Origin of the sequence: Amycolatopsis sp. cg9, from assembly GCF_041346945.1 — a bacterium.
Classification (GTDB): domain Bacteria; phylum Actinomycetota; class Actinomycetes; order Mycobacteriales; family Pseudonocardiaceae; genus Amycolatopsis.
On the sequence record NZ_CP166850.1, the window covers coordinates 6852312 to 6876104 of the forward strand.

30 protein-coding genes are annotated in these 23793 nt (G+C 74.4%); 17 read left to right on the top strand and 13 right to left on the bottom strand.

What is annotated here, in order from left to right:
- Positions 1-70 precede the first annotated feature (70 nt).
- The 3 genes from AB5J73_RS31855 (at position 71) to AB5J73_RS31865 (ending at position 2541) form a co-directional block, all read left to right on the top strand.
- On the top strand, positions 71-1363 hold the full coding sequence (locus AB5J73_RS31855) for an erythromycin esterase family protein (RefSeq protein WP_370962386.1): 1293 nt from the start codon (positions 71-73) through the stop codon (positions 1361-1363).
- 16 nt (positions 1364-1379) lie between these two features.
- Complete coding sequence (locus AB5J73_RS31860; protein ID WP_370962387.1) at positions 1380-2030, top strand: phosphoribosyltransferase; 651 nt, start codon at positions 1380-1382, stop codon at positions 2028-2030.
- Positions 2031-2118: 88 nt separating this feature from the next.
- The gene (locus AB5J73_RS31865; protein WP_370962388.1) at positions 2119-2541 is read left to right on the top strand and encodes a DUF6292 family protein; all 423 of its coding nucleotides are present in this window, start codon (positions 2119-2121) and stop codon (positions 2539-2541) included.
- Between the two features lies 1 nt (position 2542).
- Here the strand turns inward: AB5J73_RS31865 and AB5J73_RS31870 are convergent, their stop codons facing one another.
- From AB5J73_RS31870 to AB5J73_RS31885, 4 genes are read right to left on the bottom strand one after another with little or no spacing between them, the layout of a single operon-like run.
- Positions 2543-2905, bottom strand: a complete 363-nt coding sequence (locus AB5J73_RS31870; RefSeq protein ID WP_370962389.1) for a VOC family protein — start codon at positions 2903-2905, stop codon at positions 2543-2545.
- A complete protein-coding gene (locus AB5J73_RS31875) occupies positions 2902-3327 on the bottom strand; it encodes a hypothetical protein (RefSeq protein ID WP_370962390.1) in 426 nt (141 codons plus the stop codon). The genes AB5J73_RS31870 and AB5J73_RS31875 overlap by 4 nt, the downstream gene beginning before the upstream one ends.
- Positions 3324-3491 (bottom strand): hypothetical protein, encoded by a 168-nt coding sequence (locus AB5J73_RS31880; RefSeq protein WP_370962391.1) that lies wholly within the window; start codon positions 3489-3491, stop codon positions 3324-3326. The genes AB5J73_RS31875 and AB5J73_RS31880 overlap by 4 nt, the downstream gene beginning before the upstream one ends.
- An 11-nt stretch (positions 3492-3502) precedes the next feature.
- Positions 3503-3940, bottom strand: a complete 438-nt coding sequence (locus AB5J73_RS31885) for a DUF4383 domain-containing protein (RefSeq protein ID WP_370962393.1) — start codon at positions 3938-3940, stop codon at positions 3503-3505.
- Between the two features lie 417 nt (positions 3941-4357).
- Between AB5J73_RS31885 and AB5J73_RS31890 the strand changes: the two genes are divergently transcribed.
- Complete coding sequence (locus AB5J73_RS31890) at positions 4358-5551, top strand: aromatic acid exporter family protein (RefSeq protein ID WP_370962394.1); 1194 nt, start codon at positions 4358-4360, stop codon at positions 5549-5551.
- A gap of 5 nt (positions 5552-5556) precedes the next feature.
- Here the strand turns inward: AB5J73_RS31890 and AB5J73_RS31895 are convergent, their stop codons facing one another.
- Together AB5J73_RS31895 and AB5J73_RS31900 are read right to left on the bottom strand one after the other, a co-directional pair.
- Positions 5557-5736: a hypothetical protein gene (locus AB5J73_RS31895; protein WP_370962395.1), complete on the bottom strand. Its 180-nt coding sequence runs from the start codon at positions 5734-5736 to the stop codon at positions 5557-5559.
- A 74-nt stretch (positions 5737-5810) separates the two neighbouring features.
- Entirely contained in the window at positions 5811-7016 is a 1206-nt protein-coding gene (locus AB5J73_RS31900) for a glycosyltransferase (RefSeq protein WP_370962397.1), read from the bottom strand.
- A gap of 169 nt (positions 7017-7185) precedes the next feature.
- Here AB5J73_RS31900 and AB5J73_RS31905 point away from each other — a divergent pair, with 169 nt between their 5' ends.
- From AB5J73_RS31905 to AB5J73_RS31925, 5 genes are all read left to right on the top strand, one after another.
- Positions 7186-7800 carry a DUF47 domain-containing protein gene (locus AB5J73_RS31905; RefSeq protein WP_290061598.1) on the top strand — a complete coding sequence of 205 codons (615 nt, stop codon included), beginning with the start codon at positions 7186-7188 and terminating at the stop codon, positions 7798-7800.
- The gene (locus AB5J73_RS31910) at positions 7800-8795 is read left to right on the top strand and encodes an anion permease (protein ID WP_370962398.1); all 996 of its coding nucleotides are present in this window, start codon (positions 7800-7802) and stop codon (positions 8793-8795) included. The genes AB5J73_RS31905 and AB5J73_RS31910 overlap by 1 nt, the downstream gene beginning before the upstream one ends.
- 65 nt (positions 8796-8860) lie before the next feature.
- Positions 8861-10051 carry a zinc-dependent alcohol dehydrogenase gene (locus tag AB5J73_RS31915; protein ID WP_370962399.1) on the top strand — a complete coding sequence of 397 codons (1191 nt, stop codon included), beginning with the start codon at positions 8861-8863 and terminating at the stop codon, positions 10049-10051.
- A gap of 247 nt (positions 10052-10298) precedes the next feature.
- Positions 10299-11372: an NAD-dependent epimerase/dehydratase family protein gene (locus AB5J73_RS31920; protein ID WP_370962400.1), complete on the top strand. Its 1074-nt coding sequence runs from the start codon at positions 10299-10301 to the stop codon at positions 11370-11372.
- Between the two features lie 15 nt (positions 11373-11387).
- Positions 11388-12980, top strand: a complete 1593-nt coding sequence (locus tag AB5J73_RS31925) for a phytoene desaturase family protein (RefSeq protein WP_370962401.1) — start codon at positions 11388-11390, stop codon at positions 12978-12980.
- Positions 12981-12995: 15 nt separating this feature from the next.
- Here AB5J73_RS31925 and AB5J73_RS31930 read toward each other — a convergent pair whose 3' ends face one another.
- Positions 12996-13463 (bottom strand): SRPBCC family protein, encoded by a 468-nt coding sequence (locus AB5J73_RS31930; RefSeq protein ID WP_370962402.1) that lies wholly within the window; start codon positions 13461-13463, stop codon positions 12996-12998.
- Between the two features lie 85 nt (positions 13464-13548).
- Between AB5J73_RS31930 and AB5J73_RS31935 the strand changes: the two genes are divergently transcribed.
- Both AB5J73_RS31935 and AB5J73_RS31940 read left to right on the top strand, forming a co-directional pair.
- Entirely contained in the window at positions 13549-14532 is a 984-nt protein-coding gene (locus AB5J73_RS31935; RefSeq protein WP_370962403.1) for a YihY/virulence factor BrkB family protein, read from the top strand.
- Between the two features lie 4 nt (positions 14533-14536).
- On the top strand, positions 14537-14926 hold the full coding sequence (locus tag AB5J73_RS31940; protein WP_370962404.1) for a VOC family protein: 390 nt from the start codon (positions 14537-14539) through the stop codon (positions 14924-14926).
- Between the two features lie 99 nt (positions 14927-15025).
- On the opposite strand, the gene AB5J73_RS31945 is transcribed toward AB5J73_RS31940, so the two are convergent.
- The 3 genes from AB5J73_RS31945 to AB5J73_RS31955 form a co-directional block, all read right to left on the bottom strand.
- The gene (locus tag AB5J73_RS31945; RefSeq protein ID WP_370962405.1) at positions 15026-15364 is read right to left on the bottom strand and encodes a hypothetical protein; all 339 of its coding nucleotides are present in this window, start codon (positions 15362-15364) and stop codon (positions 15026-15028) included.
- A gap of 138 nt (positions 15365-15502) precedes the next feature.
- The gene (locus AB5J73_RS31950; protein ID WP_370962406.1) at positions 15503-16516 is read right to left on the bottom strand and encodes a DNA topoisomerase IB; all 1014 of its coding nucleotides are present in this window, start codon (positions 16514-16516) and stop codon (positions 15503-15505) included.
- 136 nt (positions 16517-16652) lie between these two features.
- Positions 16653-16814: a hypothetical protein gene (locus AB5J73_RS31955; protein WP_370962408.1), complete on the bottom strand. Its 162-nt coding sequence runs from the start codon at positions 16812-16814 to the stop codon at positions 16653-16655.
- A 167-nt stretch (positions 16815-16981) separates the two neighbouring features.
- Here AB5J73_RS31955 and AB5J73_RS31960 point away from each other — a divergent pair, with 167 nt between their 5' ends.
- Together AB5J73_RS31960 and AB5J73_RS31965 are read left to right on the top strand one after the other, a co-directional pair.
- The gene (locus AB5J73_RS31960) at positions 16982-17581 is read left to right on the top strand and encodes a methyltransferase (RefSeq protein WP_370962409.1); all 600 of its coding nucleotides are present in this window, start codon (positions 16982-16984) and stop codon (positions 17579-17581) included.
- Positions 17568-17774: a CDGSH iron-sulfur domain-containing protein gene (locus AB5J73_RS31965; RefSeq protein WP_370962410.1), complete on the top strand. Its 207-nt coding sequence runs from the start codon at positions 17568-17570 to the stop codon at positions 17772-17774. The genes AB5J73_RS31960 and AB5J73_RS31965 overlap by 14 nt, the downstream gene beginning before the upstream one ends.
- Before the next feature lie 56 nt (positions 17775-17830).
- On the opposite strand, the gene AB5J73_RS31970 is transcribed toward AB5J73_RS31965, so the two are convergent.
- Both AB5J73_RS31970 and AB5J73_RS31975 read right to left on the bottom strand, forming a co-directional pair.
- Positions 17831-18832, bottom strand: a complete 1002-nt coding sequence (locus tag AB5J73_RS31970; RefSeq protein WP_370962411.1) for an iron-containing redox enzyme family protein — start codon at positions 18830-18832, stop codon at positions 17831-17833.
- Between the two features lie 9 nt (positions 18833-18841).
- Positions 18842-19978 (bottom strand): glutamate--cysteine ligase, encoded by a 1137-nt coding sequence (locus AB5J73_RS31975; protein ID WP_370962412.1) that lies wholly within the window; start codon positions 19976-19978, stop codon positions 18842-18844.
- 109 nt (positions 19979-20087) lie between these two features.
- Here AB5J73_RS31975 and AB5J73_RS31980 point away from each other — a divergent pair, with 109 nt between their 5' ends.
- Positions 20088-20462: an STAS domain-containing protein gene (locus AB5J73_RS31980; RefSeq protein WP_370962413.1), complete on the top strand. Its 375-nt coding sequence runs from the start codon at positions 20088-20090 to the stop codon at positions 20460-20462.
- Here AB5J73_RS31980 and AB5J73_RS31985 read toward each other — a convergent pair.
- Positions 20459-21556, bottom strand: coding sequence for a glutamate--cysteine ligase (locus tag AB5J73_RS31985; protein ID WP_370962415.1), 1098 nt, complete (start codon positions 21554-21556; stop codon positions 20459-20461). The two genes, AB5J73_RS31980 and AB5J73_RS31985, sit on opposite strands and share 4 nt — an antisense overlap.
- A gap of 97 nt (positions 21557-21653) precedes the next feature.
- Here AB5J73_RS31985 and AB5J73_RS31990 point away from each other — a divergent pair, with 97 nt between their 5' ends.
- The 3 genes from AB5J73_RS31990 to AB5J73_RS32000 all read left to right on the top strand — a co-directional run bounded on the left by AB5J73_RS31990 (position 21654) and on the right by AB5J73_RS32000 (position 23775).
- On the top strand, positions 21654-22007 hold the full coding sequence (locus tag AB5J73_RS31990) for a hypothetical protein (RefSeq protein WP_370962417.1): 354 nt from the start codon (positions 21654-21656) through the stop codon (positions 22005-22007).
- Between the two features lie 8 nt (positions 22008-22015).
- The gene (locus AB5J73_RS31995) at positions 22016-22495 is read left to right on the top strand and encodes a hemerythrin domain-containing protein (RefSeq protein WP_370962418.1); all 480 of its coding nucleotides are present in this window, start codon (positions 22016-22018) and stop codon (positions 22493-22495) included.
- 92 nt (positions 22496-22587) lie between these two features.
- A complete protein-coding gene (locus AB5J73_RS32000) occupies positions 22588-23775 on the top strand; it encodes a M20 family metallopeptidase (RefSeq protein ID WP_370962419.1) in 1188 nt (395 codons plus the stop codon).
- Positions 23776-23793: the final 18 nt, after the last annotated feature.

A 23793-nucleotide genomic window follows, 5' to 3' on the forward strand; every position in this document is an offset into this window, starting at 1 on the left:
CAGGAATTCACGGCTCGCGGGAACTCGGGCGGGAAGTTTCGGCCGGCTCCGGAACGGGAATGCGCCTGACATGTCCGGAACCGTGCTCGACGAAGTGACGGCGATCCGCGAAGCGGCCGTACCGCTGCGAAGCCCGCAGGACCTCGACCCGCTGGTCCGGCGGATCGGCCACGCCCGGATCGTGCTGCTCGGCGAAGCGACCCACGGCACCGCCGAGTTCCACCGGTGGCGCGCCGAGCTGACCCGGCGGCTGCTCGCCGAGCGGGACTTCTCGTTCGTCGCCGTCGAAGGGGACTGGCCGGAGTGCCACCGGGTGCACTGCTGCGCCGCCGGGGCGCCGGGCGCGCCCAACGACGCCGGGCAGGTCCTGTGGGGGTTCCGGCGGTGGCCGACCTGGTTGTGGGCCAACGAAGAAGTCGCCGAGTTCGCCGCCTGGCTGCGGTCCTTCAACGCCACCGGCGACGGGCCGCCGTGCGGCTTCCACGGCCTCGACGTCTACCGCCTCGGGGAGTCGCTGCGCAGCGTGCTCGGCTACGTCCGCGCGCACGCGCCCGAGCACGCCGAGACGGCGCTGCGGGCGTTCCGCTGCTTCGAGCCTTACGGTGAAGATCCGCGTGACCACGCGGGTTCCGCCGCGCTCGTTCCGGAGAACTGCCGTGAGGACGTGGTGCGGCTGCTGACCGCGCTGCGCTCCGCGGCGCCCGCCGACAGCGTGCCGGGGCTCGGTCCGGCGTTCGTCGCCGAGCAGAACGCCGAAGTCGTCGTGGGCGCGGAACGGTACTACCGGGAGCTGGTTCAGGGCGGTTCGCGGTCCTGGAACACGCGTGACAGCCACCTGAGCGACACGCTCGACCGGCTGCTGCGCGCCTACGGCCCGCGTTCGAAAGCCGTGGTGTGGGCGCACAACAGCCACGTCGGCGACGCCCGCGCGACCGACATGGCCGCCGCCGGGATGGTCAACCTCGGCCAGCTGGTCCGCGAACGGCACGCGGCCGACGGCGTGGTCGCCGTCGGCTTCGGCACCTTCCGCGGTTCGGTGCTCGCCGCCGACCACTGGGGCGGCGCCGTGCGCCGGCTGCCCGTCGAGCCGGCGCGCCCGGGCAGTCTCGAAGGCCTGCTGCACGACGCCGTGCCGGGGGAGAACAGCCTGCACGTCTTCGGCGAAGGCACCCCGTGGGCGGAGGAACTGCGCGAGCACCGCGCGATCGGCGTCGTCCACCGCGGCGGCGGGTACGTGCCGACCGTGCCGTCGGCCCGGTACGACGCGTTCGTGCACTGCGACGAGACGACCGCGAGCACGCCGTTGCACCAGTGGGAGCCGGAAGCGGGTGAAGAGGCGCAGACTTACCCGAGCGGCGGATGACGCGGAGGGAGCACCCATGGCGGCCCGGGACGACCTGGCGCGGGTGTTCGCCGACCGCGGCGACGGCGGACGGCGGCTGGCCCGCGAACTCCGCCGCCGGAGCTGGGTGGACCCGCTGGTCCTGGGGCTGGCCCGCGGCGGGGTCCCGGTGGCCGCCGTGGTCGCCCGCCGGCTCGGCGCGGAACTGGACGTCGTGGTGGCGCGCAAGATCGGTGCGCCGGGACGGCGCGAATACGGCGTCGGCGCGGTGACCGCGGACGGTCCCGCGATCTACGACGAAGCCATCCTGCGCACCCTGGAGCTGACCGCGCTCCGGATGACGCGGACGGCGGACCGCGAGCGGGCGGAGGCGCGCCGGCGGCTCGAGCGCTACCGCGCCGGCCGGCCCCCGGTCCGCGTGGCCGGGCGTGACGTCGTCCTCGTCGACGACGGGCTGGCGACCGGCGTCACCGCGACGGCGGCACTGCGCGAACTCCGCGCGGCGCGGCCGCGGACGGTGGTGTTCGCCACCCCGGTGGCCGCCCCCGGCGCGGCCGCGCGGCTGCGGGGCGAAGCCGACGACGTCGTCTGCGTGGCCGAACCGCCGAGCTTTCGCGCGGTCGGTCAGTGGTACGCGGATTTCCACCAGATCGGGGACGAAGACGTGCTGGACCTGCTCGACCGGTGACGCGCTGCTCCGCCCGGGGCAGGCCAGGTTGACCGGGTGGGTGACGGGGTATCACCCGGCAGAGGCACCGACGGGATGGGCAGGCGCGATGATCGAACGGGACGGGCTCGGCGCGGCGGCGCGCGGGCTGCGGCAGTACCTGCTGGCCGTCGCGACCGAGCTGGACGTACCCGCCTGGTTCTGCGAGGTGGCCGTCCCCGCCGGCGGCTACCTGGCCCTCGACCAGCGCCTCGACCGCTTCCCGGACCACGAAACTGCGTTGCTGTGGGACGAGCGCGACGGCTGGTCGGCGGCGGTCGAGTCGGCGACGGGCGACGAGGTCATCGCGCTCGCCTACCTGGGCGTGGACGTCCTGCCGTCCCCGGACGAGGTCGTGGCGTTCGTGAAGGACCTCTACCGCGGCGACTACCCGGGCCGGCCCGACCCGCCGGGCTTCCGGACCCCGGGCGCCCAGGACGGCTTCGACGACCGGCTGGCCGCCTACGCCGCCGACCCCGTCGGCCGGGCCTGAGTCAGCGGGGCGGGAGAACGCAGAACTCGTTGCCCTCCGGGTCGGCGAGCACGACCCACGGGTCGTCGGGCGGGTCGTCGAGGACCTTCGCCCCCAGCACCACCAGCCGTTCCACCTCCGCCCGCTGGTCCCGTCCCACCGGCGCCAGGTCGAGGTGCAGCCGGTTCTTGCCGGACTTCCCCTCCGGGACCGGCTGGAAGAGCAGCGCGGGGCCGTCGTCGAAGTCCAGCTGGTGGTAGGTCAGCCCGTGCGAGTCGGTCCACGTGCGGGTCTCGCCGTGCCCGAGGGCGTTCGCCCAGAACTCGGCCAGCAGCCCGGGCCGGTGGCAGTCGACGGCCACGGCGAGCACGCGGGTGGTCGTCACGACACGATCCGGTTGATCGCCGCGGCCACCAGTTCCGGTTCGGCGACCGTCACCGTCAGGCCCGGGTGGCGCAGCTTGCCCCACGGGTCGATGCCGGGCACGGGCTCCCGGAAGCGGAGGCACACGCCGCCGCGGGTGGTGGTGCCGAACGTCAGGCCGCGGTCGGCCAGTGACAGCCGGACGCCGAGGGCGCGCAGGGGGTGGAACGGACCGGTGGCTTCGGCGCCGGCGAGGTTGGCCAGCGGCGTTTCGACCAGCCAGGGCCCGAACCGGACGCGCAGGCCGCCGGTGTCCAGCTCCAAGCCGCTGCGCGGGCCCAGCAAGCGGTGCAGCCAACCGAACGGGACGGCGAAGTCCGCGTGCAGCCGGTGGTGCACGACGACGGCGGGCGCACCCACCGCCGCCACGTCGCCGGTCGTCATGCGCCGCCGCCGATCGGCGGGACACCGGTGTCGTCGTCCGGGGCGCTTTCGGGGTCGCGCCACTCCTCGGCGCGGGACCGGCCGTTGCCCTGCAACGTCCCGCGCAGCTCGGCCTTGAGCTCGTCGTCCGCGCGCGGCGGATGCCGGTCGCTTTCGCGGTGCATGGGAACCTCCTTCACGCGGTGTGCTTCCGGTTGGCGGCGCGGGCGGCGAAGACGCCGACCGCCAGTGCGCCGAGCGCGGTGAGCCCGTGCAGCACGTTGCCCGCCCAGTTCAGGTTGATCGGGTCCTCGGGAGTGCTGAACGCGGTGGCCAGGACGCCGTACGCCGTCATGCCGGCGAAGCCCGCGAACAGGACCCAGCAGTAGATCAGCGAACCGGTGCGCCGGGTCGCGGCGAGCAGGCCGAGCACCCCGACGACCGCGTGGACCAGGTTGAGCAGCGGGGTCACGCTGAAGATCCACACCGCGCGGGTCGTTTCGTCCCCAACCGCCGTCGTCTCCGGCGTCAGGAACCCGGCCACGCCGAGCGCCAGGTAGAGCAGCCCGGCCACGGCCACGACCGGGCGGAGCCAGGACGCTCCCCGCCGGGAGCGGATTTCGGCGGACGACATCGGGTTCTCCTTCCCTCCGCGGCCGGATACCCGGCGCGCGGTGCGGGAAACGGGGGAGTGGAAGGGGGCCGGACGGCGGGCTGGGGGAGCCGCCGTCCGGCCCGCGGCCGGGACCCGCGCCGGTCCCTGCAGCCAGGACGCGGGCCCCTGGTCTAGGGGGAACGCCGGTCGTGCTCGCGGTACGCGGTGCCGTGCCGGTCGGCCCCAAGCCGCGGCGAAGCGGGTTCGGCGGGCAAGCGGGCCGGAGTGGGCACGGGCGTCTCCTTTCGGCGTGTCCCCGGCGGCTACCACGTCGTCCGGCGGCTAAACGCGCAGCCACCGGACCCGTTCCCTGATCGGTTGTCCGGTGCCGTCCCGAGTTTGTGCGCGCGGTCCGCGGGGGTAATCGCGCGGTTCCCCCGAGTGGCAGGAGAACGCGTGCACCAGCCGGACCAGGACCGGTACCCCACCACTTCAGCCGTGGCCTCCGGCCGGCGGCTCCGGTTCAAGCGGCAGCTCACCGTCGCGCTCGGGACCAGCGGGCCCTCGCCCGACGACGACCGGCGCGGCCGGGGCCCGCTCGGCTGGCTCGCCCGCGCACTCCGCGTCCCCGGTCGTGAGCGGCGGGTCCTCGTCCAGAGCGCCAAGGCCACCCTCGCCGCGACCGGCGCCTGGCTGCTCGCCACCCTCGTTCTCCGCCTGCCGCAACCGTTCCTGGCTCCCTACGCCGCCGTCTTCCTCGTCGAGTCGACCGTCTACCGGTCACTGCGCGGCTGGGTGCAGCAGGTCGGCGCGGTGGGCTGCGGCGTGCTGCTCGCCGCCGTCGCCGGGCAGCTCATCCCGTGGCAGGCCGTCGCGCTCGCCGCCGTCGTCTTCGCCGGGCTGCTCGCCGGCAGCTGGCGGCGGTTCGGCGAGTCCGGGGTGTGGGTCGGGGTCACCGGCATGCTGGTGGTCTCCTACGGCACGGCCACCGAGCCGGTGCTGCTCGGCGACCGCCTCCTCGAAACCGCGCTGGGCGCCGCGATCGGGGTCGCGGTCAACACCCTGATCTTCCCGCCGCTCCACGGCGAACGCCTCGCCACCGCCGCCGCGCGGCTCGCGACGGCGCTGGCGGATCTCCTGGAATCGACGTCCGGCCTGATCCGCCACGACGAGCCCGAAGGCGTCGATTCCCTGCTCTCCCAAGCGAACGACGCGCGGAGCCAGGTCCTGGCCGCCGAAGACGCCGCCGGGCTGACGCGGGAAGGCCGGCGGCTCAACCTGCGCCGGGGCCGCCCGGCCGCCGGCGCCGGCCACGACCGTCCCTTGCGGACGCTCATCGCCCTGTGGCCGCCGCTGGCGCAGCTCATCGCCGCCGTGCGGACGACGTCGGCGCGCCAGGAGCACCCGTTCGCCTACCCGTGGCCGGACGCGCGGGACGCGCTCGCTGACCTCGTGCACCGCCTCGCCGGAGCCGTCCAGTCGGTCGCGGTGACCGGCGAGCCGGTCGACCTCGACGAATGCCGGGCGCTGCTGCACCGGCTCGAGCGGCGCCTGGTCTCCGCCGAGGACGACGGCGTGCCGGCCTGGCTGGGGCTCGGCGCGCTGATCCTCCCCGCGCGCCTGCTGGTGGAGAAGCTGGAAAACCGCTGACCGGGTCAGTGCACTGCGACGGCGTCGGCCTCCGTGCGGTGGCGGCGGCACGCGGTGCACACCATCGTCTGGCCCAGCAAGGCCCCGTCGCCCGACACCAGGCGGGCCACGTGCAGGGTGGGCAGGCCGCACTCCTCGCACGGGATGGGCTTGCTGTCGCGGCTGATCAGGACTCGGTTCGGCATGGGGCCCCCTGACTGGATCGAAGTCCGTGCCGGGTACCCCGTGATCGCGGCCACACTCCTCCGGCGCAGTGAACTCACCCGAACGGAGTAGGAGCCTCGGAGGTGGGTCGCGGGACCGGCTCCTGGTAGGCCCGCAGCGTGTCGGCGGCGACGCGGTCCCACGAGTAGCGGGCCACCACCCGGTCGCGTCCGGCGGTGCCGTAGGCGTGGCACAGGGCCGGGTCGTCGAGCAGCCGCCGGAGCCGGGACGCCAGCTCCCTCGGCTCGCGCGGGCGGACGAGCAGCCCGGTGACGCCGTCGACGACGGTGTCGGTCAGCCCGCCGACCGCGGCCGCGACCACCGGGACACCGCACGCCATCGCCTCCAGCGGCACGATCCCGAACGGCTCGTACCACGGGGTGCAGACGACGGCGTCGGCCGAGCGCAGCAGGACCGGCAAGTCCTTTCGGGACACCCGGCCGGGCCAGCGCACGCGGTCGCCGACGCCGAGCCGGGCGGCGAGAGCCCGCAGCCGCCGCGCTTCCGGGTCCCCGGCGAGCCGGCGCCGGTCGGGACCGCCGGCGATGACGAGCTCGGTGCCGGGCAGCCCGGCGAGCGCGGCGATCGCGATGTCGAACCCCTTGCGCGGGACCAGCCGGCCCACGGTGACCAGCCGGTGCGGGGTCCGGCGGCGGGCGAGCGGGCCGTCCGCGGTGAACCGCCCGAGGTCGACGCCGCCGGGGACGAGCGAGATCCGCGACCGCGGCACGCCGAGCCGGGACAGCTCGAAGACCTCGTCCGAGCAGGTGGCGAGCACGCGCCCGGCCCGCCGCCCGATGATCCGTTCCAGCCGGATCCGGTCGGCCGGGCCGGTGTCCCCGCCGCCGCGGTGGCGCTGCTCGACCACGCCCAGCGCGTGGAAGGTCTGCACCACCGGGGTGCCGGTCGCGCTCGCCGCCAAGGCGGTCGCGACGCCCGATGTCCAGAAGTGCGCGTGCGCCACGTCCGGCCGCTCGGCCGCCCACCGGTCGCGCAGGAACCCGCCGAATTCGCCCGTTCCGGACAGTGCGCGCTCCTGGCGCGCCGGTCCGGCGGGTACGTGCACCACCCGGAACCCCTGGGGTGCCCGGACCTCGGGCGGTTCGTCGCGGCGCTCCCGGCGCGTGTAGACGGTGACGTCGTGGCCGGCCCGCGCGAGCGCGGCCGAGAGCTCGCCGACGTGCACGTTCCGGCCACCGGCACCGGCTTCTCCCGGCGCCGTCAGGGGATTGGCGTGCTCGGCCACCATCGCGATCTTCACGCCCGGCTCCCGTCCGCGAGCCGGGTGCGGGCCGGAGCAGTAGTCTCGGGCCCCGGGAGCCGGGATCATTCATGTTCTCTTGGGTTCCCGGACACCGCCGGTTAAACCTCCGGCCACCGCGGGCCCCCGGCTCCGCGACGGCCGGGCGTCGACGAAGGGACCTCCATCCATGCGGTTCACCCCCCGGGGCACCCGGTTCTTCGATCTGCTGACCGATGCCGCGAGAAACCTGGTGACCGCGAGTGCGCTGCTGCGAGAACTGGTGGCGGCCCGTCCCGAAGACCGCGAAGCGCTCGCCAAGCGCCTGCACGAGGTCGAGCACCAGGGCGACGAGCTGACGCACACGATCATGGTGGAGCTGAACAGCTCGTTCGTGACGCCGTTCGACCGCGAAGACATCCAGGCGCTCGCCGGCAAGCTCGACGACGTGCTCGACTTCATGGACACCGCGGCCGACCTGGCGGTGCTGTACCGGATCGAGGCGTTCCCGCCGGGCACGGACGTGCTGGTGCGCGTGCTGTGCCGGTGCGCGGAGCTGACCGCGTCGTCGATGCCGGGCCTGGCGAAGGTCGGCGACCTCGAGCCGTACTGGATCGAGGTCAACGAGCTCGAGAACGAGGCCGACCGCATCTACCGGCGGATCCTGGCCCACCTGTTCGAACCGGGCGGGGACGCCCTCGAGGTGCTGAAGACCAAGGAAGTCGTCGAGCAGTTCGAGCTGGCCGCCGACGCCTTCGAGCACGTGGCCGACGTGGTGCAGACCATCGCGGTCAAGGAGTCCTAGTGACGGGGACGGCCGCCCTGGTCACGGTGATCGTGCTGACGCTCGTCTTCGACTACACCAACGGCTTCCACGACGCGGCGAACGCGATCGCCAGCGCGGTGTCGACCCGGGCGTTGACGCTGCGGGCCGCGCTGGTGCTGGCGGCGGTGATGAACCTGGCCGGCGCGCTGCTGTCCACCGGGATCGCGGCGACGGTGGCCAAGGGCATCATCGACGTCCCGGCCGGGCCGGACGCGCTCACCGTGGTCTTCGCGGCGCTGCTCGGCGCGATCACCTGGAACCTGATCACCTGGTACTTCGGCCTCCCGTCGTCGTCCTCGCACTCGCTGATCGGCGGCATGGTCGGCGCGGCACTGGCGGCGGCGAGCACGGTGCACTGGTCGGGGATCGCGGAGAAGGTGCTGATCCCGATGGTGGCTTCGCCGCTGCTCGGGCTGGTCCTGGGCTACGCGGCGATGCTCGCGGCGCTGTGGCTCCTGCGCCGGGCGAACCCGCACCGCAGCGGCCGGGTGTTCCGCCGCTTCCAGATCGTCTCGGCGTCGGCGCTCGCCCTCGGCCACGGCCTGCAGGACGCCCAGAAGGGCATGGGCGTGATCGTGCTGGCCCTGGTGGCGGCCGGGCAGCAGACGACGTTCGCGGTCCCGATGTGGGTGACCCTGCTGTGCGCGGCGGCCTTGTCGCTGGGCACCTACTCGGGCGGCCTGCGGATCATGCGCACCCTGGGCCGCCGGGTGTTCCCGCTGGACCCACCGCACGGTTTCGTGGCGGAGTCGGTAGCGTCGTCGGTGCTGTACGTGACGGCGTTCGCGGTGAAGGCCCCGATCTCGACAACGCACGTGATCACGGCGGCGATCATGGGCGTCGGCGCGACTCGGCGGCTGTCGGCGGTCCGGTGGGGGATCGCGAGGGACATCGTCCTGGGCTGGGTCCTGACCTTCCCGGCCGCGGCGGCGGTGGCGGCGGCGGTGTACCTGGTGGCGGATCTGCTCACCTGACCCGCGTTTGCCTCCCCGGCCGCCGGGAAACCGGGGCCGAGACCCGCACGCGGAAAGGGAGAGCCATGAAGGCAGTGACCTGGCACGGCAAACGCGACGTCCGCGTCGAAGAAGTACCGGACCCGAAGATCGAGGAGGCCACCGACGCCGTCATCCGCGTCACCTCCACCGGGATCTGCGGCTCCGACCTGCACCTGTACGAAGTCCTCGGGGCGTTCATGACCGAAGGCGACATCCTCGGCCACGAGCCCATGGGCGTCGTCGAAGAGGTCGGTCCCGAGGTGCGGCACATCAAGCCCGGGGATCGCGTCGTCGTGCCGTTCAACATCTCCTGCGGCCACTGCTGGATGTGCGACCGCGGCCTGCAGTCGCAGTGCGAAACCACGCAGGTCACGGAGCAGGGCAAGGGGGCCGCGCTGCTCGGCTACACCAAGCTCTACGGCCAGGTCCCCGGCGGCCAGGCCGAATACCTGCGCGTCCCGCAGGCGCACTACGGCCCGATCAAGGTGCCGGACGGCCCGCCGGACGAGCGGTTCGTCTACCTCTCCGACGTCGTGCCGACCGCCTGGCAGGCCGTCGAGTACGCGAACGTCCCGGCGGACGGCACCGTCGTCGTCTTCGGGCTCGGGCCGATCGGGCAGATGAGCGCCCGGATCGCGCGGCACCGCGGGGCCGGGCAGGTGATCGGCGTCGACCTCGTGCCGGAGCGGCTCGCGCGGGCTCGCGAACACGGGGCCGTCGCGCTGGACACCCGGGACCACAAGGACATCGGCGACACCATCCGCCAGCTGACGAACGGCCGCGGCGCCGACTCGGTGATCGACGCCGTCGGCATGGAGGCGCACGGGGCGCCGGTCGGGCGGCTGGCGCACAACCTGGTGAACCTGCTCCCGCAGGCGATCGGCGCCAAGGTCACCGAGAAGGCCGGCATCGACCGGCTGAGCGTGCTGTACGCCGCCATCGACAGCGTCCGCCGCGGCGGCACGATCTCGCTGTCGGGCGTCTACGGCGGGATGGTCGACCCGATGCCGATGATGGAGCTGTTCGACAAGCAGGTCCAGCTGCGGATGGGGCAGGCCAACGTGCGGCACTGGCTCGACGACATCATGCCGGTGCTCACCGGGGACGGCGATCCGCTCGGCGTCGAGGGTTTCGCCACCCACAAGCTGCCGCTGCAGGAGGCTCCGCGCGCGTACGAGATCTTCCAGAAGAAGCTCGACGGCGCCCAGAAGATCCTGCTGCAGCCGACCGCGTAGCCGCTGCCCTGGCCGCCGCCCACGCCGGTGCCGCTGTCCGTCCACACCGGACACAGCGTGCACGAGGGGGGAGCAGTGCTGGACCGTGCGCCGCGACGACCTCGACCTCGAGGTCACCCGCGACGTCCGCGAGCGCTACACCCGGGTCGGCGACGAAGTTCGTCATCGACGCGCAGCTCGACGCTACGAAGGGGCCCGGCGGGTGGTCTCGCGGTTTCACCGCCGCGGCACCGGGTAGCCGTCCGGGGTGCGGATCGTGATCACCGGAGCCACCGGGAACGTCGGAACGGCCTTGCTGGCCGCCCTCGGACCCGGCCACGACGTGGCCGGGCTCGCGCGGCGGCTGCCCGACACGGCGGTCGAGCCGTACCGCTCGGCCGGCTGGTGCGCGCTCGACGTCGGCGACCGCGGTGCCGGCCGCGAGCTGACCGCGCTGTTCGACGGCGCGGACGCCGTCGTCCACCTAGCCTGGGCCATCTCGCCGCGGCGCGGTGACCCGCCGATGTGGCGCACCAACGACCACGGCACCCGGCACGTGCTCGACGCGGCGGCGGCCGCCGGGGTGCCGCACCTGGTCGTCGCCTCCTCGGTGGCCGCCTACGGGCCCGCGCCGCGCTGGGACAAGGTGCGGGAAGACCACCCGTGCACCGGGCTCGGGCGCAGCGCCTACAGCCGCGGCAAGGCCGCGCTGGAGTCCCTGCTGGACCGGTTCGAGGCCCGGCACCCGGAGGTCGGCCTCGCCCGGCTCCGGCCGTGCGCGATCCTGCAGCGGCGCGCGGCGGGGGAGTTCGCCCGCTGGCTGCTCGACCCGGCGGTGCCCGCCCGGCTCGCCGGCGGACGGCGGCTGCCGGTTCCGCTGTGGAACGACCTGCGCGCCCAGGCGGTGCACACCTCGGACGTCGCCGAAGCGATCAGGCTGGTCCTCGCCACGGGGTACACCGGCCCGGTCAACCTGGCCGCGCCGGAGGTGCTCGGCGCCGACGCGCTGGCCGGCCTCCTCGGGGGAACCCGCCTCCCGGTGCCGAAGCCGCTCGCGCGGGCGGCGGTCCACGCGGCCTGGGCGAGCGGCGTGCTCCCGGTGCACCCCGGCTGGCTGGAGCTCGCCGATCGCGCGGCGCTCGCCGACACCACGGTGGCGGAGACCGTCCTGGGCTGGCAACCTCGGTACGACGCCGCGTCCGCGATCGCCGAACTGGTCGCCGGGCTGCGCTCGGGTGCGGGGGCGGCGAGCCCGCCCCTGGCTCCGCCGCGCGGTTCCGGGGCACTGGCCCGGCTCCGCTCGCTCACCCGGGCCGGGCCGAGCCACCAGTCGCAAGCCTGAACAGCAGGAGGGCCAGTGAGTGCGGAAGCCTTCGACGCGGTGGTGATCGGCGCCGGGCACAACGGGCTGGTGGCGGCGAACGTCCTCGCCGACGCGGGCTGGTCGGTGCTCGTGCTGGAGGCGACCGAGCGCCCGGGCGGTTCGGTCCGGACGGCCGAGGTCACCGAACCGGGCTTCCGCAACGACCTGTTCAGCGCGTTCTACCCGCTCTCGGCGGTGTCGCCGGTCATCAAGGGCCTGCGGCTGGCGGAGCACGGCCTGCGCTGGCGGCACGCCCCCGACGTCCTGGCGCACGTGCTGCCCGACGACCGGTGCGCGGTGCTGTCCCGCGACCTCGACCGCACGGCGGCGTCGGCCGACGAGTTCGCCCCGGGCGACGGCGATGCCTGGCGGGCGCTGTTCGAGCAGTGGCGGGAAATCCGCGAACCGCTGCTGAACGCGTTGTTCACGCCGTTCCCGCCGGTCCGCCCGGCGCTGAAGCTGCTGCGCCGCACCGGGACGGGGGACGCGCTGCGCCTGGCGCGCATGCTGACGCTGCCGGCCCGCCGGTTCGGTGACGAGCTGTTCGCCGGCGAGGGCGCGAAGCTGCTCGTGGCGGGGAACGCCGCGCACAGCGACCTTTCCGTCGACAACGCGGGCAGCGCGGTGTTCGGCTGGCTGCTCGCGATGGTCGGGCAGGACGAGGGCTACCCGGTGCCCGAAGGCGGTGCGGGCGAGCTGATCGCGGCGCTGGTCCGGCGGCTGGAGTCCCGCGGCGGGCAGATCCACTGTGGACGTCCGGTGCGGGAGGTCCTCATCGGCGGCGGGCGCGCGCTGGGCGTGCGGGACGCCGCCGGCGACCCGGTCCGGGCGCGCAAGGCCGTGCTCGCCGACGTGCCGGCGCCGCTGCTGTACCGCGAGCTGGTCGGCGAGGACCGGCTGCCGTCGCGGCTGGTCGAGGACCTCGGGAAGTTCGAATGGGACTGCGGGACGGTCAAGGTGGACTGGGCGCTGTCCGGCCCCATCCCGTGGACCGCCGAAGCCGCCCGCGGCGCGGGCACGGTCCACCTCGGCACCGATCTCGACGGGCTCGCGGCGTTCGGCGGCGAGCTCGCCAGGGGCCGGACCCCGCGCCGGCCGTTCCTGCTGCTGGGCCAGATGACCACGACCGACCCGACGCGCTCGCCGCCGGGGACCGAAGCGGCGTGGGCGTACACGCACGTGCCGCGCGGCACGATGGAGAACCGCTCGGCGCTGGAGCGGCGGGCGAAGCGGATCGAGGAGACGGTCGAGGCCAACGCGCCGGGGTTCACCGGCCTGATCAAGGCGCGGTACGTGCAGGGCCCGGCCGAGCTGGCGGGGCACAACCCGGGGCTGGTGGGCGGCGCGATCAACGCCGGGACCACGGCGATCCACCAGCAGCTGTTCTTCCGGCCGGTGCCGGGCACGGGCCGCGCGGACACCCCGGTGGACCGGCTGTTCCTGGCCGGCGCGTCGGCCCACCCGGGCGGCGCGGTCCACGGCGGCCCGGGAGCCAACGCGGCCCGCGCGGCGCTGGCCCGCGCCGGCCGGCTCGGCGGCGGCTACGCGGCGGTCATCCGGGCGGCCCACCGCGCGATCTACAGCTGAGCCCCCGGGTGGCCGTCACGGGCTCGGGTGGCCGTCCTGCGCGCGGGCGTGCTTGCCGGTGGCGAGGTCGGCGAGGCGGGCGAGCGACTCGACGTTGCGCGGCTTGACGATGAGCGCCTGCAGGGCCGCGGGCAGCACCTTGCCGATGCCGCTGACGATGTGCTCGGTCATCCGGACCAGCGTGGCCCCGTCGCCGTGCGGGACGAGCGTCAGCCCGACCGCCGCCGCGCCCAGTGGCCAGCCGCGCGCCTCCAGCGACAGCGACAGGCCCGGTTCCACCGCCCGGACCACGGTGACGTCCTGGATGTGCACCGGCCACGGGCCCACGCTGTGGTGGATCCGGGAGCCGACCGCGGGCCACTCGGGATCGACGTCGCGGATGTGCGAGCTGCCCACCACCCAGCCCGCGTAGAGCCAGCCGTCGGCGAGGACGTCGAACACGGCGTCGGGCGGTACGTCGATCACGCGGCTGACCTCGGTCACGGGTTCCTCCTGGTCGTCGGGACGAAGGGGGAATACCCGCTCCCGGACGGGGTATGCCCTCGCCGACCAAGCGGAGGTGACGGCGGTGGCCGGACGACGGAAAACGCCCGAAGGACCGGGTGAGCTGTCCAAGCGCTCGTGGGGTGCGGTGCTGAAGCGCACGGCCAAGCAGTTCGGCCGCGACAACCTGACCGACTGGGCCGCGGCGCTGACCTACTACGGGGTGCTGTCGCTGTTCCCGGGCGTCCTCGTGCTCACGTCGCTGCTCGGCCTGCTCGGCCCGGACAAGGTCCAGACCTTGATCGACAACGTCCAGCAGGTCGTCCCGGGGCAGGGCAGAGAGGTCCTCGTCGGCGCGATCCGGGAACTGGCGGGCTCGCGCGGCCTGGCCGGGCCGCTGGCGGTCATCGGCCTGCTCGGTGCGCTGTGGTCGGCGTCGGGGTACGTCGGCGCGTTCATGCGGGCGTCGAACGCGATCTACGGCATGCCGGAAGGCCGTCCGGTGTGGAAGGTGGTGCCGATCCGGGTGCTGCTGACGATCGGGATCGTGGTGCTGCTGGGGGCGTGCGCGCTGGGCGTGGTGGCGACCGGCGCGGTCGCGCGGCGGCTCGGTGACCTGATCGGGCTCGGCGCGACCGGGGTGCTGGTGTGGGAGATCGCGAAGTGGCCGGTGATCGCGCTGCTGGTCAGCCTGGCGTTCGCGCTGCTGTACTGGGTGGGCCCGAACGTGCGGCAGCCGGGCTTCAAGTGGCTGACGCCGGGTGGTCTGCTGGCGGTGCTGCTGTGGGTGCTGGCGTCGGCCGGGTTCGCGCTGTACGTCGCGAATTTCGGTTCGTACAACAAGACTTACGGTTCGCTGGCGGGCGTGATCGTGTTCCTTGTATGGTTGTGGATCTCGAACCTGGCCGTGCTGCTGGGCGCCGAGCTCGACGCGGAGCTCGCCCGGGGCCGCAGCATCGAAGCGGGGCGCGAGGAAGACCAGCAGGAGCCCTTCCTGCCGCCGCGGGACACCAAGGCGATGGACGACGACGAGGCCGCGGACGTGGCGCGCGAGACCGAACGGAGCTGACCGGATGGCCGCCCGGATCACGGGACTGGTGCTGGACTGCCACGACCCCGACCGGCTGGCCGAGTTCTGGTGCGCGGTGCTCGGCTACGAGGTGATCGGCCACGAGCCCGACGGCCTCGAGCTGGGGCTCCCGGGCGTCCCGCTCGGTGCCGGACCGCCGACGCTGGTGCTGGCCCGGACGGATCACCCGCGCCGCGGCAAGCTCCCGCTCCACGTGGACGTGAACCCGGTGGGCGGCGACCAGGAGACGGAGCTGCGGCGCCTGCTGGCCCTGGGCGCGCGGCCGGCGGACGTCGGGCAGGACGGCACGGAGTCGTGGGTGGTGCTGCAGGACCCGGAGGGCAACGAGTTCTGCCTGCTGCGGAAAGAGCTGGACACGGACCGCCCCGGCTGAGCTTCAGGTCCCCGCGGTTCCGGACGTCATGAACGACTCTTTCATGACGTCGGGGGGGGGCGCCGGTGTGGCTGGTTCGCCGGGGCTCGGGAGGGGTGGTCAGTGGTCTTCGGCCGCGCAGCGGCGCCACTGCACGTGGTCGCCTTCGCGGTCCGCGTGCCACACCGCGGTGCCGGAGTCCGACTCCCACGTCGGCACGAGCCGGCCGGTCACGACGTGGCCGCGGGCCACCCGGCCGAACAGTTCCACGCCGTCCGCCCGGCGGGCCGCCGGGATCCACGCCGGGAAGCGGGTGCGGGGGAGCTTCCGTTCGATCCACTCGCGCGCCGAGCCCTCGCTGCCGTGCTCGGACTCGACGATGCTCGACACCGGGCCGTCGCCGCCTACGGCGAGACCGATCGAGGCGCGCCAGCGCACGGGGGACGGGTCGGAAGTCATCGTCCCCAGGGTCCCGGACGGGCGGGTCCGCGGACCAGTACACGTTCGGATGGATTGACGTTCACTCACCGTGCCTCCTGGCGCTCGACCGGACGTCCGCACACAGATCAACTTCCCCGTAAGAGTGACTTCCAATCCTCATGACGCCTTCAACAACCGGGCGCACGCCTTCTCCAGCACCGCGCGCGCGTCGTCACCCTCCAGCCGGCCCGCCCGCTTGAGCGCGGCCGCGATGGTGCGCTCGCCGCGGTACGCCTCGACCAGCCGGGGGTCCACATAGGACGACCGGCACACGGCGGGGGTGTTGCCGAGCGCCCGGGAGACCTCCCGCATCACCCCGGCCTCCGCGCGCTTGCGGGCGGTCTCGGACGTCGGCGGTTCCGCCGCGGCGAACGCGGCCGCCGCCAGGACCGTCGCCGTCCACGTGCGCAGGTCCTTCGCCGTGCAGTCCGCGCCGGCCAGCTCTTTGAACCGCTCGTTGACGTCGGCCGCGTGCACCTCGTGCCAGGTGCCGCCCTCGCGGTAGCCGAGCAGGCGGTCGCTCCCGGACCGGGCGCGCAGCAGCGACCGCACCACCGAAGCCAGCGCCGCGTCCCGGATCGCGACCTCGCGGTCGAGGCCGCCCTTGGCGACGTAGCGGAACCGGCATTCGTCGCCGCGGACCGAGGCGTGCTCGCGCAGCAGCGTCGCGACGCCGTGGGTGCCGTTCTCCTCCGCGTACTCCTCGCCGCCGGTGCGGAAGATCCCCCGGTCGAGCATGCGCAGCGCCGCCGCCAGGACCCGGTTCCTGGTCAGGCCGCGCCCGGCCAGGTCGGCCGCCACCGACTCCCGCCACCCGGGCAGCCGCCGGGCCATCGCCAGGACGCGGTCGTGCTTCTCTTCGTCGCGGTCGCGCCGCCACTGCTCGTGGTAGAGGTACTGGCGCCGCCCGGCGTCGTCGGTGCCGACCGCCTGGACGTGCCCGTTGGGGTGCGGGCAGATCCACACGTCCCGCCAGGCCGGCGGGATGACCAGGTCCTTGATCCGCGCGAGCAGCTCGTCGTCGGCGACCGGTGAGCCGTCGGGGAGGGCGTAGGAGAAACCCCGGCCCCGACGGATCCGCCGGATGCCGGGGCCGCGCAGGTCACTGCGCCGGAGCCGGGTGCGTGCCATCGCCGCGGATACCCGCCCGGCGTACCGGGAAAACCCGCGCGCGCCCGCCCGGTATCGACATCTTCGTGATCGGCCTGGACGAGTTCCACGGCTTGCTGACCCCGGCTGGACACCTTCGACGGCGGCGTGCGCGGGGTCAGCCCGACTGGGGATCGGTGTCGTCGTGCTGGTCGCCGCCGGACGTGCCCTGCTCGCCGCGCAGGGTTTCGCGCTGAGCTTCGGGGGTGTCGCCGTGCGGGTCGTCGCCGGCGCCTTCGGCGGGCTCGGCGGGGCGGTGCGTGCGGTCCTGGGATGTCATCGTGGACCTCCTGGCTTCGCGATCCTTTTCGGAGCGGATACCCCGGCGGGCCCGCCCCAACCACCTGCGGCGGATCGGTTTGCGGCGATCTTCGCCGGGTAGCCGGGGGCGACGCGGTTGTCCGCCGGCGATCGCGCCGGGACCGCGGCGAGGTGAAGGAGACCGGGATGACCACGTCGGCGGAACCCGTCCGCCCGGGCCGCTCGGCCGCCCGGCGCGTCGTCCCCGTACCGCTGCTGCCCGGGGTCTGCCGCCCGCGGGAGGACACCGCCGCGATCGCCGGCCTGGCCGTCCCGCCCGGTGCGCGGGCGAGCACGCCGGCCCGCCGCGGCGCGAAAACCGTGCTGGCCGTGGACCTTTCGCGCCGGGCGCGGGCTTCGACGCGGTTCACCGCGCTGGTCCGCCGGGCCGCCGTGCGACCCTGCCGGGGAGACCTGGCGACGGCCGTACGCCGGGGCCCGGACGACCTCGTGGTCGCGGCGCCGGCCCCGGCGGTCCGCGCCACCCGCGGCCGCGACGCGGGCCCGGACGGCCGCGCGGTCCTGCGTCCCGGCGGGACGCAGCCGATCGTCCGATCCGCACCGTCCGATGTGGATGAAACGAGGGCATCGCTGTCCGCGCAAGGCTTGCGTGTCTCGGTGGCCCGGCGGGCCCGCATCCCGTTCGGTCCGGTCCTTTCCGGACGGACGGCCTTCCTCGAGGCGGCCGGGCCGATCGCGCCGGGCTCGCGGGCGGAAGAACTGGTGGTGCTGCGTGCCGGCCGCTGACCGCCCGCGGCGGGTGACGGTGGTCCCCGGCGGCCCGGTGCTCGTGGAGGGCCCGGTGGAGCTGCGCACGCCGGAGGGCGAGGTCGTGCGCTCCGACCGGTTCGTGGTCGCGGTGTGCGCGTGCCGGCGGAGCAAGCGCTTCCCGTTCTGCGACACCAGTCACCGCAAGCGGGTGCGCAAAGGTCTTGAATGAGTCGTTCAGGACCTCCGAAGACCTGAATGACTCATTCAAGACGATGGGCGAGCCGGTCAGAGCAGGGGGATCCGCAGCGAGGATTCGCCGGCCCGCCAGCGGTCCAGGAGCCGCGCACCGAAGCGGCCTTCCAGGAACTCCGTCGCCTGGATGCCGAACACGACGTCGGCGGCCAGCTCGGGTTCCTGGTCGAGCAGGTCGCCGAGCACCTCGTGGCGCATCACCTGTTCGTGCACCGCGTCGGCTTCGATGTGCTCGGTGTAGAAGAACCGGCACGCCTCCGGGGCGCCGAGGCGCCGCAGTGCCTGGTCCATCCGCTGCGCGGAGGGCCCGGTCGTGATCTCCGCCGCCGCGAGGTGACCGCACAGCGCGCCGCGCAACGACCGGTGCAGGCCGAACAGCGACATCATGTTGACCACGGCCAGTATCTCGGCGGGTGCGTGGTCGATGAGCTGCAGGTAGCCGTCCGGCAGGCCGGCCGCGCGCAGGAGGTCCGTGTACAGCCGCGCGTGCGCCAGCTCCGCGCGGCCGCCGCCGAACTCGTCGAACTCGACCGCCACCAGTGCCGCCTTGGCGCGACCGCGCAGGCGCGGGATCACCCACGCGTGCGGGTCGGCTTCCTTGTGGTGGTAGACCGAGCGGTGCGCGAACAACTCCCGCACGTGGTCCCAATCGCCGTGGTCGCGGAGGAAGTGCGAGACGCCCTCCGCGTCGAGCGGCTCGACCAGCAGCGCGTCGAGTTCGGCGGTGACGTCGTCGCCGCCCGGCGTGTTTTCGCGCAGGGCAGTGAGGAAGCGCGCCTCCAGCGCCCCGCGCAGGCGCAGCAGTTCGGGGTCCCACTCCCAGTCCGCCGACACCCCCGGCAGACCCTGGTAGTGCAGTTCGTAGCACAGGTGCAGGGCCAGCTGGACGTCGTCGCCGAGGGGGTCGGCGGCCACGAGCCCGTCGAAGCCGAGGTCCGCGCGGGGCTGTTCGCGCAGCAGGGTGCCCAGCACGGACTCCGAAAGCGGGCCGCGCGCGGTCGGCAGGGTGGCCGCCGCGAGGGTCGAGGTCGTCATGGCTCCCGGCTACCCCGTGCGCCGGGTTCCATGCGCCGGCGGCACGGTCAGCGCGGTGAGCCACCCGACCGCGGCTTCCGGGGTGCCGCGCCCGGCCACCGCGCGCTGCTGGACCGAGCCGGTGCCGTCGGCACGCAGGACCGCGGCCAGCGCTCGGACTTCGGCCAGGTCACCGCTCGCCTCCAGGGGTTCCCGGACGTGCGCCAGCAACTCCTCGACCAGTGCCCACGCGGGCCGGCGCGCCTCCCCGGCGACGTCGACGAGCTGCCCGGTGACACCGTGGCGCGCCGCGGTCCACACCGCGGCCGCGGCCACTTGCGGGGACAGCGGTTCCGCCGCGCGCCCGCGGCCGAGGTCGGCCAGCGCCCGCTGCACCAGCGCGCGGCTCAGCAGCGCCTGCAGGAGGGCGTGGTCGACGGTCAGCGCGGTGTCGGCGACCCGGAACTCCACCGTCGGGAACCGGCCGGACGGGCGGGCCAGCCAGAACGTCTGGTCCGGGTCGACGAGCGTGCCGCACTCGACCAGCGTCTCGACGGCCCGGCGGTACGCCGCGTGGTCGCGCAGGTGCGGCGCGACGCCGTAGCCGGGGAAGCGGGACTGCTGGACCATCCGCCAGCTGTGGTAACCGGTGTCCCGCCCGTGGTCGAACGGCGCGTTCGCCGACAGCGCGAGCAAGGTGGGCAGCCACCGCCCGACGTGGTTGACGACCGCGACCGCGGTGTCGGGGTCGGGCACCCCGACGTGGACGTGGCACCCGCAGGCCTCGTAGTCGGCGACCACCGCGCCGTAGGTGGCGTCGATTTCGGCGTACCGGCCCTCGCCCGCGGGTGGCGGCGCGGCCGGGCCGGGCCCGATCGGGGTACCGGTGGCCAGGAGCGCGCAGTCTTCGGCCGCGGCGGCCCCGGCCAGCACGCGCCGGGTCGCCGTCAGCTGGTACCGGAGCCCGTCCGCGGTGGTGCAGACGCCGCTGGCGGCTTCGATCTGGGTGAGGCGCAGCTCGCGGTGCACCCGGACGCCGTCGGGGAGCGGGCCGTGGTGGCGGTACCGCGCGAGCACCTGCTCGGCGCTCGCGGACGTGTGCCCGGTGCGCGGGTTGACGAGCAGGAACTCCTCTTCGACGCCCATCGTGGGCGGGCCGTCGGCCATGGCGGCCTCCTTCCGGGCGGCGCTGGTCCCGGATACCCGCTCCGGCCGCGGAAACGCACCCGGACCGCGGGTTGTTTGGCCGCGAACGCGCACCGGGTAACTCAAAGCCATGACGACCCATGAGCGGCAACGCGCGCCCGACCTGCCGACGCACGGGCTGCCCGAGCCCCGGGTCTCCGCCGACCGCCTGCCCAGCCGCACCCGGTGGCGGACCCCCGACGCGATCGTCGTGGAAGTCACGGGCGAGATCGACGGCTGCACCGCGGAAAGCCTGGGAGCGGCCCTCGACGAGCACCTCCGCGCCCGTCCCCGCGTGCTGCGGATCGACCTCGGCGAAGTGTGCTTCCTCGGCGCCGCCGGCCTCCTGGCCCTGGTGCGCGCGAACGAGCGAGCCGCCGTCGCGGGCGTCCACCTCGTGCTCGACCCCGGGCGCTCGCGCGCCGCGGCGCGTGCCCTCGCCCTCCTCGACCGGCTGCCGGTCTAGCCGTCGCCGGTCAGCAAGTCCACCACGTCTTCGCCGCGTTGCCGGTCCGCGAAGCGGCGTCGCTGCCGGTCGGCGCCGCCGCCGTCGGCGACCAGCCGCGCGATCCCGTCCCGCGCGAAGTCGAGGTCGCCCGCCGCGTCCAGCGCGGGGGCCGTCCGCTCGACCAGGTCGTCGAGCACCCCCTTCGCCGGCACCAGGTCGCCGGTGTCCGGGTGCGGGCAGCAGCCGGTGACGCCGTCGCGGGACGCGCGCCAGAGCTGGGCCCGCAGCACCTCGTTCGGCAGCGGCGGCGGGGGCGCACCGCCGGTTTGCGCCATGGCGACCAGGCCGCGGGCGAGCACCGCCAGCAGCACCGCTTCTTCGGGGGTGGCGGCCACGTCGGCGATGCGGAATTCGAGCGTCGGCTGCTTCTCCGACAGCCGGACGTCCCAGTAGACCATCCCGCGGTCGAGGATCGAGCCCGCCCGCAGCCACGCGTCGACGATGCTCTCGTACTCGTCGAGCGAGGCGAACCGCGGCGGCGGCCCGGCCGAGGGCCACCGGCTCCACTGCTGGTAGCGCCAGCTGCAGTAACCGGTGTCGTAGCCGTCGGAAATCGCCGAGTTCGCGGTGACGGTGAGCAGCGCGGGCAGCCACGGCCGGACCCGGTTCAGCACCCGGACACCGGTTTCCGGGTCGGGGATGGCGACGTGCACGTGGCAGCCGCACGTGAGCGAAGTCCTCGCGGTGGCGCCGAAGTGCTCGGCCATCCGCTCGTAGCGCGGGCTGGGCGTGATGACCGGCAAGTCCACTTCGGACAGTGGCGGTGCCGCGGCGGCCAGCAGCCGGTAGCCGCGCCCCCTGGCGGCCGCGGAAAGGTCGTCGCGCAGGCCGCGCAACTGGCGCAGGGCCTCGGCGTGGGTCCGGCAGATGCCGGTGGCGGCTTCGGCTTGCGACCGCATCAGTTCGTGCTGCAGGTCGCCCTGGTCGTCGCCGGCCGCCTCGGCGGCGTCGACGACGTCGTCACCGGCCGGGGACAGCCGGCCGCGGCGGTCGACGACGAAGAACTCCTCTTCGACGCCGAACGTCGGCACGTCGCCGCTCGGTTCGTTCACCGGTGTTCTCCTGGGGGTCGGAAGGACCGGCGAATACCCGCGGTACCGATCGGGCAAACGGCGTTTTCCCCGCGTCGCGGAGGGTATCCGGCCGGTCATGAACCCTTCACCGTCGCTGCTGGCCGCCGACGCCGGTGCCACCGTGCACCGGCTGTCCCGCAGCGTGGGCGACGGCGAGCTCGTCCCGCCGGCCGAGCTGTACCGCGTGCTCGGCGCCCTCCGGCTGCTGGCCGGCGACCTCACGCAGCTGCTGCCCGCCCTCCAGGGGCGGCTCGAGGACGGCCTGCTGGCCGGTCGGGTGGTCCGCCACGGCGACGGCGACGCCGGGGCGGCGTGGGACTCGGTGGGCGAGGTCGGCCGGGCACTGGCGCACGCCGGGACCGTCGCCCTGCTGATGACGAAGGAACTGGAGAACTCCCAGGTCGCCCTGCGTGACCTGGCCACACCGTGAGGACACCGATGTCGACCGACGCGATCGTGCTGCTCAAGAACGACCACAAGACCGTGGAAAAGCTGTTCAAGGAGTTCGAAAAAGCGGGGGAGGGCGCGCACCGCGAGAAGCGCCGCATCGCCGACTCGATCATCGAAGAGCTCACCGTCCACGCCTACATCGAGGAGGAGATCTTCTACCCGGCCGCGCGGGAAGCCGTGCCGGAGACGAAGGACCACGTCCTGGAAAGCGTGGAGGAGCACCACGTGGTGGTGTGGATGCTGTCGGAGCTGCTCGGCATGGACCCGGCGGACGAGACGTTCGACGCGAAGGTCACGGTGCTCACCGAGAACGTCCGCCACCACGTCGAAGAAGAAGAGGACGAGTGGTTCCCGGAGGTCCGCTCGGCGATGGGCCGCAAGCGGCTGCAGGAGCTGGGGCAGCGGATGATCGACGCGCGGTCCGGCGCGCCCGAGAACCCGCTGGAGCTCAAGAGCGCGAAGGCTTAGAGCCGGGCACGGCGGGATCCCGCGCCCGCTCGTGGCCGGGGCGTATCCGGCCCGGTGGTACGAGCGGGCGTGGTAGGGGTACACCGGTGGGCATGGAGTGGGACGATGAGCTGCACGAGCGGGCGGACGAGCGGGTCGAGCGGCTGGACGAACGGCTGTGGGCGGTGGCCACCGCGCTGCACGAGCACCCGGAACTGTCCTATGAGGAGCACGCGGCGGCCGGCCGCCTGACGCGGGAACTGGCCGAGGACGGCTTCGAGGTGGAGACCGGGGTCGCCGGGCTGCCGACGGCGTTCACCGCGCGGGCCGGCGCCGGGCGGCCGTGCGTCGCGCTGCTGCTCGAATACGACGCGCTGCCCGGCCTGGGGCACGCCTGCGGGCACAACCTCATCGCCGCGGCCGGGCTCGGTGCCGCGCTGGCGGCTCGCGAAGCACTGGCCGGCAGCCCGGGCTCGCTGCTCGTGGTGGGCTGTCCGGCCGAGGAACGCGGCGGCGGCAAGGTCGCGCTCGCCGAAGCCGGTGTCTTCGACGAGGCCGACGCGGCCCTGATGGTCCACCCCGGCGTCCACTCGTGGTCGTGGGCCCCGCTGACCGCGCACGTGGAGCTGGCAGTGACCTTCCACGGCCGCGCCGCGCACCCGACCGGTGACCCGGAAGCGGGCATCGACGCCCTCGCCGCGCTGATCCAGCTGTTCGGCGCGATGTCCGCGCTGCGCCAGCGCCTGCCCGCGGGCTCGCACGTCCAGGGCATCATCACCCACGGCGGCGAGGCGACCAACATCGTCCCGGACCGCGCCGAGGGACGCTTCGGGCTCCGCGCGCTGACGACCGGTGCGCTGGAGCGCCTGGTCGAGGACGTGACGGCGGCCGCACAGGGCACGGCGCTGGCGACGGGCACGAAGGTGGACGTCGAACGCGCCGGCCGCGGCTACGCGCACTTCCGCGACAACCCGGTGCTGTCCGGCCGGTTCACCGAACACCTCGCGGCGTGCGGGATCCAGGCGACCCCGCCGGCCCCGGGGGTGTACCTGGGCTCCTCGGACGTCGGCGACGTCAGCATCCGCGTCCCGGCGATCCACCCGTTCGTCGCGATCACGGCGGCGGAGCACGCCGACCACACCGCGGAGTTCGCGGCCGCGGCGGCGAGCCCCCGGGCCCGCTCGGCGATGCTGGCGTCGGCGGCGGCCCTGGCCCGCACGGCGATCGACCTGCGCACCCACCCGGCCCTGGTCAGCCGGGCGTGGGACTGCTTCCGCGAGCAGGAGCGGAACGGGCGCTGACCGCACGCCCGTTCCGCG

Excerpts from the sequence above, each read along its gene's own strand:
- AB5J73_RS31885 (WP_370962393.1), bottom strand. The coding sequence starts at position 3,940 with ATGTCGTCCGCCGAAATCCGCTCCCGGCGGGGAGCGTCCTGGCTCCGC.
- AB5J73_RS31860 (WP_370962387.1), top strand. The coding sequence starts at position 1,380 with ATGGCGGCCCGGGACGACCTGGCGCGGGTGTTCGCCGACCGCGGCGAC.
- AB5J73_RS31880 (WP_370962391.1), bottom strand. The coding sequence starts at position 3,491 with ATGCACCGCGAAAGCGACCGGCATCCGCCGCGCGCGGACGACGAGCTC.
- AB5J73_RS31990 (WP_370962417.1), top strand. The coding sequence starts at position 21,654 with ATGAACCCTTCACCGTCGCTGCTGGCCGCCGACGCCGGTGCCACCGTG.
- AB5J73_RS31970 (WP_370962411.1), bottom strand. The coding sequence starts at position 18,832 with ATGACGACCTCGACCCTCGCGGCGGCCACCCTGCCGACCGCGCGCGGC.
- AB5J73_RS31980 (WP_370962413.1), top strand. The coding sequence starts at position 20,088 with ATGACGACCCATGAGCGGCAACGCGCGCCCGACCTGCCGACGCACGGG.
- AB5J73_RS31915 (WP_370962399.1), top strand. The coding sequence starts at position 8,861 with ATGAAGGCAGTGACCTGGCACGGCAAACGCGACGTCCGCGTCGAAGAA.
- AB5J73_RS31895 (WP_370962395.1), bottom strand. The coding sequence starts at position 5,736 with ATGCCGAACCGAGTCCTGATCAGCCGCGACAGCAAGCCCATCCCGTGC.
- AB5J73_RS31950 (WP_370962406.1), bottom strand. The coding sequence starts at position 16,516 with ATGGCACGCACCCGGCTCCGGCGCAGTGACCTGCGCGGCCCCGGCATC.
- AB5J73_RS31905 (WP_290061598.1), top strand. The coding sequence starts at position 7,186 with ATGCGGTTCACCCCCCGGGGCACCCGGTTCTTCGATCTGCTGACCGAT.
- AB5J73_RS31855 (WP_370962386.1), top strand. The coding sequence starts at position 71 with ATGTCCGGAACCGTGCTCGACGAAGTGACGGCGATCCGCGAAGCGGCC.
- AB5J73_RS31960 (WP_370962409.1), top strand. The coding sequence starts at position 16,982 with ATGACCACGTCGGCGGAACCCGTCCGCCCGGGCCGCTCGGCCGCCCGG.
- AB5J73_RS31995 (WP_370962418.1), top strand. The coding sequence starts at position 22,016 with ATGTCGACCGACGCGATCGTGCTGCTCAAGAACGACCACAAGACCGTG.
- AB5J73_RS31865 (WP_370962388.1), top strand. The coding sequence starts at position 2,119 with ATGATCGAACGGGACGGGCTCGGCGCGGCGGCGCGCGGGCTGCGGCAG.
- AB5J73_RS32000 (WP_370962419.1), top strand. The coding sequence starts at position 22,588 with ATGGAGTGGGACGATGAGCTGCACGAGCGGGCGGACGAGCGGGTCGAG.
- AB5J73_RS31975 (WP_370962412.1), bottom strand. The coding sequence starts at position 19,978 with ATGGCCGACGGCCCGCCCACGATGGGCGTCGAAGAGGAGTTCCTGCTC.
- AB5J73_RS31875 (WP_370962390.1), bottom strand. The coding sequence starts at position 3,327 with ATGACGACCGGCGACGTGGCGGCGGTGGGTGCGCCCGCCGTCGTCGTG.
- AB5J73_RS31945 (WP_370962405.1), bottom strand. The coding sequence starts at position 15,364 with ATGACTTCCGACCCGTCCCCCGTGCGCTGGCGCGCCTCGATCGGTCTC.
- AB5J73_RS31940 (WP_370962404.1), top strand. The coding sequence starts at position 14,537 with ATGGCCGCCCGGATCACGGGACTGGTGCTGGACTGCCACGACCCCGAC.
- AB5J73_RS31955 (WP_370962408.1), bottom strand. The coding sequence starts at position 16,814 with ATGACATCCCAGGACCGCACGCACCGCCCCGCCGAGCCCGCCGAAGGC.